Genomic DNA, 9,735 nt, shown 5'->3' with positions numbered 1-9,735 from the left:
AGAAATCGGCGAACCGGAGGCCGGATGACAAGGGCTGGACGCCAGGGATGGCGGCCAGAGGCGAAACGAGACAGGGACGTCGAGTCGAGCCGACCGCAGGCAGCAGGCCGGGAGGTGAGCGCAGTGCAAAGCACCGATTTCCTTAAGGGGCGCGGGGATTGATAAGGGGGCAGCGCAGCCCCCTTATCACGTTCACTGTTTATTGGGTAATTATATTCTGCTGAACATGAGGTGAACGGAACAACCTCAGATGCTTAAATTTTCAGCAATGCGTCTCAGATCAAAGCTTATCCAACAGCTTCTTCACATCTTTACTGTTCTGCGAATCTTTGTTCTTGTCCGCCCACTCGTTCAAACGGCGTTTCGCTTCATCCTGCAGATGTTTACGCAGAATTTGGTCAACCTGCAGGCTATAATTCAGCTCCTGCCATTTACCGTAGACGTTGAGTGGAATCGGCGTTTCTTTCAGGGCCTCGATCAACGGCCCTTCACCTTTCCATCCAGACAGCACGCGAATATTAAAGCGGGTATCCGTCGTCTCTTTTACCAGGTCCATTGTGCCTTTGCCGGAAAGAACCAGCAGCGAGGATTGCCCCTGCATATCATCAAGGCTGAGCTGACCATTATCCAGAGTCATATCGGTTGTAAAGTTGTCGAGTCGGGTCGCACTTTCAAAGTTCTCTTGCGCTTTGACATTGCTGCTGCGCTCCACGGCCTGCTGTACAAGCTGCTGGAAATTGAGACCTTCCATACGGCTGTTGGTCAGGTCGACATGGGCCTGCCCCTGCCAGCTACGGCGAAATGCATCGGCGTCAATTTTATCGCCGGAGAAATCACCCGCCATCGTCAAGTTACCGGTTAGCGCGATCGGATAATTGAATGCCTGCAGAATGGTACCAATCTCGATGTTCTCAAGACGCGGCTGGAACTCCGCCTTGGCCATATCTTTGCGAACATCCAGCAGTCCAGGCAGAGAGATATGCCCCGCCCCCATCTGACCGCTGAGCTCGGAAATCACCAGCAATCCGTTATGGTTCAACATCTGACTGCTGACGTTAGTGAAATCGATTCCCCGCCAGCGCACCGTGTTGGCTTTGAGCAGAATATCCGCAGTGAAGCTGCGTAACCCGTTGTAATCTGGCGCTTCATCGCTCGATGCAATCACTGGGCGCGTCTGTTTTGGTGGCGTGGCCCCCAGTTGAGTATCACTCTCTGCCGTTGTCACCGGTTGCGGTGGCAGCAGAGTCTCCAGATTGAGCTTGTCAAACTGCAGATCGAACACCCATTTCGGCTGTTCGCCCAGCAGCACGCTGGCACGCCCTTTCAGGGAGCTGTCATTCGCTTGAAGGTTAAGGTTATTCAGTTCCAGCTGCTTTTGTTCTTCACGCCACAACGCCTGTAACGATCCCTGTCCGGTGATGCCCTGCGCCGGAAGATCGGCACCTGACAACTGCCAGTTCAGCTGTTGGATGTCTGCGGTAAGTTGGTGCGGATAATCAGAGGCGTTCAGGTTTGCATTCAGCGACAAAGTCATGTCACGTTGATTGCGATTAATGCGTCCCGAGAAATCAAGCGTCGCCAGATGGTGCTGGTCCTGCTCCATCTTGAGATTGATATTACGCACGGTGACCTGATCTTCATCTTCGTGCTGGAAGACCAACACGCTATCAACGACTTTCAGGCTGGCAATATCAAACGACCACCCGGCGTCTTCGGCGACGTCAGGCAGTGAATTTGCGCGCGGCGCAACAGGTGCATCCGGTTTACGCACGGCTTCAGACTGCGGCGTGAGCTGAATAACAGCGCCCTTGAGCATCACCTGATTCACCTGCAACTGATGGGAAATCAGCGGCATCAGGGCCACATCCAGACGCATGTTGTCAGCAGAAACCAGCGGTGCCGACGCACCGGGTGCTGTCAATGACATGCGACCGGAAAGAATGCTGAGCTGCGGCCAGACATGCCAGCGCAATGGCCCATCCAGCTTCAGTTCATACCCGCTTCGTGCTTCGACCTGCCGCACCATATAGGCACGGAAATCATTGGGGTTCACCAGCAGAACCAACGCTGAAAGGCCAGCAACCAGCACCACCAGCAAAATCATCAGCGTTGTCAGAACTCTTCTCATGGCATCCTCGGTGAAGCCTAAAAATCAGTCTTTATCAATACGACTGGCAACCGCACCCTGCTGGTCGCGATATTTCGCATCCTGGCGGCGATTGTAAGGGCGATCGGCCGGGCCGGTAAGCGGCTCGAAGCTCAACGCGCCAATCATCATACCAGGGCGTAAAGCCAGCGGCAGTTTTCCGGCGTTGAAGAACTCCAGCACGATGCGGCCAGACCAGCCGGGATCGATACGGTGCGCCGTCACGTGGACCATCAGCCCCAGGCGCGCCAGAGAAGAACGGCCATCCAGCCAGCCGACTAAATCGGCAGGTAAAGTGACAGATTCAAATGTCACCGCCAGTGCCAGTTCGCCCGGATGCAAATAGAACGCCTCGCCTTCAGCCAGCACGATTTCATCACTCATCACACGATCAAGTGCAGCACTGACTTCGTCTTTCGGCCCGCTCAAATCAATAAAGGGAGCGACGTGGCCGCTAAACGTGCGGAATTTATTGCCCAGACGCACGTCAACGGTGACACCGTTAATGCGCTCCACTGGCGGACGCGGGGTGATAGACAGACGCCCTTCATCCAGCCAGGCTTCTATATCTCGGTCACAAAGACGCATGACACTTTCTCCTTTCGTGCATCAAACCCCGAAGCCGCAATGGCTTCAGGGCAAACCCGGTTATCTTTGAACGGTACACAATTCGCGCGAATTATTCAAAAAACTGGCTGATTTTCGCTTTCAGGATATCGATAGCAATGCGGTTTTTACCCCCGCGCGGCACGATGATATCGGCGTACTGTTTTGACGGTTCGATAAACTGCAGGAACATCGGACGCACGGTTTTCTGATATTGCGCCATCACGGAGTCCATTGAGCGACCACGTTCGTTGACGTCACGCTTGATACGACGCATCAGGCAGATATCCAGTGGCGTATCGACGAAGATCGAGAAGTTCATCGCTTCACGCAAACGCGCGTCGGTCAGCAGCAGAATGCCTTCCAGAATGATGACCTTTTTCGGCTCAATGTGAATCGTTTCTTGCGTACGGGTGTGATCGACATAGCTATAGACCGGCAGATCGATAGGCGTGCCGTTTTTGATCATTTGCAAATGCTGGAACAGCAGGCTGTGATCCATGGCATTGGGATGGTCGTAATTCGTTTTTACGCGTTCTTCCATCGACAGATGGGATTGATCTTTATAGTAGCTGTCTTCGGGAATGACGCCGATGTGCTCATCACCAACTTGTTCACGCAGTTCGCGATAAAGCGTACTGGCAATAAGACTTTTACCTGAAGCCGATGCGCCGGCGATGCCTATGATGACGCACTGATGAGACTTATCAGTCATAAATTTAGCGACCTGATTAACCTGGATGTAAAGGAAGGACGACGCCTGAGCGTCAAACGCGGCAATTATAGGGATTTCGTGTGTCTGATACTAGTCGAAAGCGCAGGTAATGCGAGAGTCATTCCAAATACATGTTTTCGCCCTGACCCAAATTTTAACGCTCAAATTTACAGCGTTAATCATGAATTTTATGCAGACTAAGTGTTTAATAACTCTATGATGACAAATTATGAGCAGTCGGCATATGAATTGTAAATTGTTTGTACTAGCATAATCCAAATTAAAATTCTCACTCGTGCGGACCTGGTTCCTGGCAGCATGGCGTCTCTGGATAAAGCGGTAATGAATAAACAATACCAACGTGTTTTGGTGACTACCCCACATCCTTTACTACGGCTTGTCAGTCTTGGTCTGGTTACCTTTATCTTTACCCTTTTCTCGCTCGAACTGACGCGTTTCGGAACTATACTGGCACCTTTATGGTTCCCGACCTCGATCATGATGGTCGCGTTTTATCGCCACGCCGGAAAAATGTGGCCTGGAATCGCCCTCGCCTGCACCTTCGGCAATATTTTTGCGTCGTGGATGTTGTTCTCATGGGAGACGATCAGCTTCTGGTATACGGCGATCAACGTTATCGAAGCGTGCGTCGGCGCGCTACTGCTGCGCAAATTACTGCCCTGGTACAACCCGCTTAAAAATCTCGGCGACTGGATACGTCTGGCAATCGGCAGCGCCCTGGTGCCTCCTTTGCTGGGTGGGATTTTGGCCTGGCTGCTGGTTCCGAGCGCAGAACCGCTGCGTAACTTTTTTGTTTGGGTGCTTTCAGAATCGATCGGCGCGCTGGCTCTGGTCCCGCTAGGGCTGCTGTTCAAACCTCACTATTTACTGCGTCACCGCAACCCTAAATTGCTGCTGGAAACGCTCCTCACGATGGCCGTTACGCTGGTTCTGAGCTGGGTGGCGATTACTTTCCTGCCGTGGCCCTTTACCTGTGTGATCGTGCTGCTGATGTGGAGCGCCGTGCGCCTGCCGCGTATGGAAGCCTTCCTCGTCTTTCTGGTCACGGTGATGATGGTGTCGCTGATGATCGCGACCAAACCGATGCTGATTACGGCCCAGAATACCGACGTCATGCTCAACGCGCCGTGGCTGCCGTTCCTGATGATGCTCCTGCCTGCCAACGTAATGACTATGGTGATGTACGCTTTTCGCGCCGAGCGCAAGCACATCACCGAGAGCGAAGAACGCTTTCGCAATGCAATGGAGTATTCCGCCATTGGTATGGCGCTGGTGGGTATCGAAGGCCAGTGGCTCCAGGCCAATAAGGCCCTGTGCCAGTTCCTCGGCTATTCTCAGCCTGAACTCCAGGCCCTCACTTTTCAGCAGTTGACCTGGCCGGAAGATTTAAACAACGATCTTGAAAGCCTGGATGAGCTGGTCCGTGGCGACATCAACAGCTATTCGATGGAGAAGCGCTACTACACCCGCAACGGTGAAGTGGTCTGGGCGCTGCTGACCGTTTCCGTGGTGCGTCATACGGACGGTTCCCCGCTCTATTTCATCGCGCAGATTGAGGATATTAACGACCTCAAACACACTGAATGGGTCAATAAGCGCCTGATGGAGCGCATTACGCTGGCCAACGAAGCGGGCGGAATCGGCATTTGGGAGTGGGATTTACAGCCTGATGTCATTAGCTGGGACAAACGGATGTTCGAGATGTACGAGATCCCGGCGCACATCAAACCGACCTGGCAGCTGTGGCACGACAGTATCATTCCCGAAGACAGAGAACAGGCCGAACAGATAATCCGTGATTCGTTGATGGCCCGCGTTCCGTTTAAGCTTGAGTTCCGCATTCGCGTCAAAGAAGGCGTGCGCCATATCCGATCGCTGGCCAATCGGGTGCTTAACAAACAGGGTGAAGTCGAACGCCTGCTCGGCATTAATATGGACATGACCGAAGTTAAGGAACTTAACGAAGCCCTGTTCCAGGAAAAAGAGCGCCTGCACATCACCCTCGACTCCATCGGTGAAGCCGTGCTCTGTACTGATATTGATATGCATGTCACCTTTATGAACCCGGTCGCTGAGAAAATGAGCGGCTGGACGCAGCAAGAGGCGATGGGACAGCCGATCCTCAACGTGCTGCACATTACCTTTGGCGAGAACGGGCCGCCGATGGAAAACATTCATAGCGGCGATATGTCTCGTTCCGACATCAATCAGGATGTGGTGCTGCACAGCCGCAATAGCGGGACCTTTGATATTCACTACAGTATTACGCCATTAAGCACGCTGGACGGACAGAATATCGGCTCGGTGCTGGTCATTCAGGACGTCACCGAATCGCGCAAAATGCTGCGCCAACTGAGCTACAGCGCATCGCACGATGCCCTGACCCATCTGGCAAACCGTGGCAGTTTTGAAAGCAACCTCAAGCGAATGCTGCAAAACGTCCATGACACCCATCAGCGCCACGCGCTGGTGTTTATCGATCTCGACCGATTTAAAGCGGTGAACGACACCGCAGGTCATGCGGCGGGCGACGCCCTGCTGCGTGAACTGTCGTCCCTGATGCTGAGCATGTTGCGTTCAAGCGACGTGCTGGCACGTCTGGGCGGCGATGAATTTGGCCTGCTGCTTCCGGACTGCAATGTCGAAAGCGCACGTTATATCGCGGGTCGTATTATTCACGCCATCAACGATTACCACTTTATGTGGGAAGGCCGTTTGCACCGCATCGGGGCCAGCGCCGGTATCACGCTGATTGATGACAGCAACAGCCTGGCCGCCGAAGTGATGTCTCAGGCCGATATCGCCTGTTACGCCTCAAAAAATAACGGCCGTGGCGTGGTCACGGTGTATGAACCGCAGCAGGAAAGAATGCACAGCGGGCGCAGCACGATGTCGCTCGATGAGCAGTGGCACATGATCAAAGATAATCACCTGCTGATGATTGGCCGCAGCGTCGCCTCGCCGCGTATTCCGGAAAGCAGCACCTTCTGGCTGGTTTCCCTGCGCCTGTGGACCAGCCAGGGCGAAGTGCAGGAAGAACACGCGTTCCGCTCAGGACTGGCGGAGCCGGATCTCCTGCACGCTCTCGACCGTCGTATTTTCCAGGAATTTTTCCGCACCTTTGCGGCCCAGGTTGCTAATAAAGGCATGGGCGTGGCGTTGCCGCTCTCGCCAGAAGGGTTGTCCAGCACCACGCTGGTTGACGAATTGCTTGATTTGCTGGAGCAAAGCCCGCTGCCGGGACGCTTGCTGCATCTGGTGATCCCGGTCGAAACGCTGCAAAACCAGGATGCCAATATTCAGGACGGGCTGCAAAAACTGCGTCAGGCGGGTTGTCGTATCGTGCTGAGCCACGTCGGGCGCGATATGGATGTGTTCAACCATCTGAGCGCCCACATGGCGGATTATCTGCTGCTGGACCCGGAATTAGTGACCAACGTTCACGGTAATCTGATGGACGAAATGATGGTGACCATTATCCAGGGCCACGCCCAGCGACTGGGGATGAAAACCATCGCCGGGCCGAGCAATCAGCCGCTGATGATGGACACCCTGTCCGGCATTGGAATCGACTATATTTACGGCGATTCGATTTCCGAACCACAGCCGCTGGAGCTACTGCTGAATACCAGTTACTTCGCTATCAACTGAAGGTTTCCAGCCATCGGTGTACCAGATGTGAAGAAGCGCGTAAGAACGCCACGGCTGCCAGCGCTGGGCATAGTTGCGGATCTGCGCCGGTGTCATGCCAGCGAAGCGCTGTTTAATCAGATAATCATCCGGCAAAAACACATCTTTCGCCTGCCATCCACGCAGTGCTAAATAGTTCGCGGTCCAGCGCCCGATTCCTGGCCGCGTCTGAAGTGCTTTCATCCCCCCTTCTATATCGTCCGGCGGCTGGAGCGGAAATGTCCCCTCCACCACAGACTGCGCGAGATGAATCAGCGATTCAGCACGTTTAACCGGCATTCCCAGCGCCTTGAGCGCCAGCGGATCGGCGGCGGCCAGCGCAGCAGGCGTTGGGAAACAGGTGTAGTGCGGGAACTCTTTCAGCGGCTCACCGCATAACGCCACCACCCGCGCGGCAAGTTTAGAAGCCATCGACACGCTCACCAGTTGCCCAAGAATTGCCCTCAGCCCCTGTTCGTATGCGTCCATCGCACCCGGCAGACGTAGCCCCGGACGCGCCGCGCCGAGGTCACCCAGCGTGGACGCAATCTGCTGCGGATCGCAGGCAAGATCGAACAAACGTTCAATACGCTCCAGGCACGTCTGCGCGACCGGAATCAGCCCGTCACTGAGCGTCACCTCTAGCGTGCAGTCATTCTCGTTGGGCGTAACACGAAACAGCCCCTGATGCCCGTCGCAGGTGAAACTGCGCTCGTAATACTCGCCCGTGACGGTTTCCACGCCCACCACCGCACGCGCGCCGAGAAAACCAAACATCCATTGCCAGTCATACGGCGGTTGCCAGTTCAGGGTGTACATCGTTTCTCCTTTTGTTGTCTTTCACAGCATAACCTGACCAGGCCCGGCGCGCCTTGCTTTCATATTCCTGTTGTCGAGAGCGAGACATTTCGCTAAAGTCTCGCCCCTTCTCAACGGCATGGGGATTACGTCAGTGTTTATTGGTTTTGACTACGGTACCGCAAACTGCTCAGTGGCAGTGATGGATGACAATCAGCCCCGTCTGCTGAAAATGGAAAAAGAGAGTTCTCTGCTGCCGTCGATGCTGTGCGCGCCAACGCGCGAAGCCGTGAGCGAGTGGTTGTATCGCCATCATCAGGTTCCGGCAACGGGCACAGAAACCCAGGCGCTGCTGCGTCGCGCCGTGAATTTTAACCGTGATGAAGATATCGACGTGACGCCGTCCAGCGTACAGTTCGGCCTGTCTTCTCTCGCGCAGTACATCGAAGACCCGGAAGAAGTTTACTTCGTTAAATCACCTAAATCATTCCTCGGTGCCAGCGGGCTAAAACCCCAGCAGGTCGCGCTGTTTGAAGATCTGGTGTGCGCCATGATGCTGCACATTCGCAATCAGGCGCAGACTCAGGTTACGGAAACCATCACTCAGGCCGTTATCGGGCGTCCGATTAACTTCCAGGGCCTTGGCGGTGATGAAGCCAACCAGCAGGCGCAGGGTATCCTTGAGCGTGCGGCCCATCGCGCCGGTTTTCGCGATGTGGTGTTCCAGTATGAGCCTGTTGCCGCGGGGCTGGATTTTGAAGCCACGCTGCGCGAAGAAAAACGCGTGCTGGTTGTCGATATCGGCGGCGGTACCACCGACTGCTCACTGCTGCTGATGGGGCCACAGTGGCACCAGCGCCGTGACCGCGAAAACAGCCTGTTAGGCCACAGCGGCTGCCGCGTTGGCGGCAACGATTTAGACATCGCGCTGGCGTTTAAAAGCCTGATGCCGCTGCTCGGGATGGGCGGACAAACCGAAAAAGGCACCGCGCTGCCGATTCTGCCGTGGTGGAACGCCGTCGCCATTAACGATGTTCCGGCACAGAGCGATTTCTACAGCACCGCCAACGGACGCTTCCTCAATGACCTGGTGCGTGATGCCCAGGACGGCGACAAAGTGGCCCTGCTGCATAAAGTCTGGCGTCAGCGCCTGAGCTATCGCGTGGTACGCAGCGCCGAAGAAAGTAAAATCGCGCTCTCTGAAGCTGTCGATCACGCTGTGACGTTACCCTTTATCAGCGATGAGCTGGGGACGGCAATTTCTCAGGAAGGGCTTGAGACAGCGCTGAATCAGCCGCTGCAGCGTATTCTGGAGCAGGTTCAGCTGGCGCTGGAGAATGGTAACGAGAAGCCGGATGTGATCTACCTGACGGGCGGTAGTGCGCGTTCACCGCTGATCAAAAAAGCGCTAGCGGAGCAGTTGCCGGGTATTCCGATTGCCGGTGGTGATGATTTCGGTTCCGTTACCGCAGGATTAGCCCGTTGGGCGAAGGTGATGTTCAGTTGATGCTGTTGCCGGGTGGCGCTAACGCTTACACGGCCTACGGCTGCGGACCGTCCCCTCTCCCTTGAGGGTGTACGGTCCGGGGACATCATGAACACTTGTTCGGGGACATGGTAGACACTTACAACTAAGGCATACGAACCCGTTTTTGGAGTCGCTTATGCCCTGGGATGCGAGAGATACCATGTCATTACGTACCGAGTTTGTTCTGTTCGCCTCGCAAGACGGGGCGAACATCCGTTCTCTTTGCCGTCACTACGGCATTTCGCCCGCTAC

At 54.9% G+C, this 9,735-nt stretch carries 6 protein-coding genes and 1 pseudogene; 3 read left to right on the top strand and 4 right to left on the bottom strand.

The window, feature by feature from the left end; genetic code table 11:
* Window positions 1–280 precede the first annotated feature (280 nt).
* From asmA to udk, 3 genes are all read right to left on the bottom strand, one after another.
* Window positions 281–2,128, bottom strand: coding sequence for an outer membrane assembly protein AsmA (asmA, locus tag C3708_RS23470; RefSeq protein WP_103949806.1), 1,848 nt, complete (start codon window positions 2,126–2,128; stop codon window positions 281–283).
* A 24-nt stretch (window positions 2,129–2,152) separates the two neighbouring features.
* Window positions 2,153–2,734 (bottom strand): dCTP deaminase, encoded by a 582-nt coding sequence (gene dcd, locus C3708_RS23465; protein WP_095282607.1) that lies wholly within the window; start codon window positions 2,732–2,734, stop codon window positions 2,153–2,155.
* A gap of 91 nt (window positions 2,735–2,825) precedes the next feature.
* Window positions 2,826–3,467, bottom strand: coding sequence for a uridine kinase (gene udk, locus C3708_RS23460; protein WP_095282608.1), 642 nt, complete (start codon window positions 3,465–3,467; stop codon window positions 2,826–2,828).
* Between the two features lie 342 nt (window positions 3,468–3,809).
* Between udk and C3708_RS23455 the strand changes: the two genes are divergently transcribed.
* Window positions 3,810–7,139, top strand: a complete 3,330-nt coding sequence (locus C3708_RS23455) for a diguanylate cyclase (RefSeq protein ID WP_103946232.1) — start codon at window positions 3,810–3,812, stop codon at window positions 7,137–7,139.
* On the opposite strand, the gene alkA is transcribed toward C3708_RS23455, so the two are convergent.
* Window positions 7,104–7,976 (bottom strand): DNA-3-methyladenine glycosylase 2, encoded by an 873-nt coding sequence (alkA, locus tag C3708_RS23450; RefSeq protein WP_103949807.1) that lies wholly within the window; start codon window positions 7,974–7,976, stop codon window positions 7,104–7,106. The two genes, C3708_RS23455 and alkA, sit on opposite strands and share 36 nt — an antisense overlap.
* 133 nt (window positions 7,977–8,109) lie before the next feature.
* Between alkA and yegD the strand changes: the two genes are divergently transcribed.
* Together yegD and C3708_RS23435 are read left to right on the top strand one after the other, a co-directional pair.
* The gene (gene yegD / locus C3708_RS23440) at window positions 8,110–9,462 is read left to right on the top strand and encodes a molecular chaperone (protein ID WP_103949809.1); all 1,353 of its coding nucleotides are present in this window, start codon (window positions 8,110–8,112) and stop codon (window positions 9,460–9,462) included.
* Between the two features lie 145 nt (window positions 9,463–9,607).
* A pseudogene (locus C3708_RS23435) lies at window positions 9,608–9,735 on the top strand (IS481 family transposase); the annotation flags it as partial.

The sequence above is a fragment of the Lelliottia sp. 7254-16 genome (genome assembly GCF_002922995.1).
Taxonomy (GTDB): domain Bacteria; phylum Pseudomonadota; class Gammaproteobacteria; order Enterobacterales; family Enterobacteriaceae; genus Enterobacter; species Enterobacter jeotgali.
The sequence above is the reverse complement of the archived record's forward strand: the minus strand, read 5'-3'. Positions and strand labels throughout refer to the sequence as shown.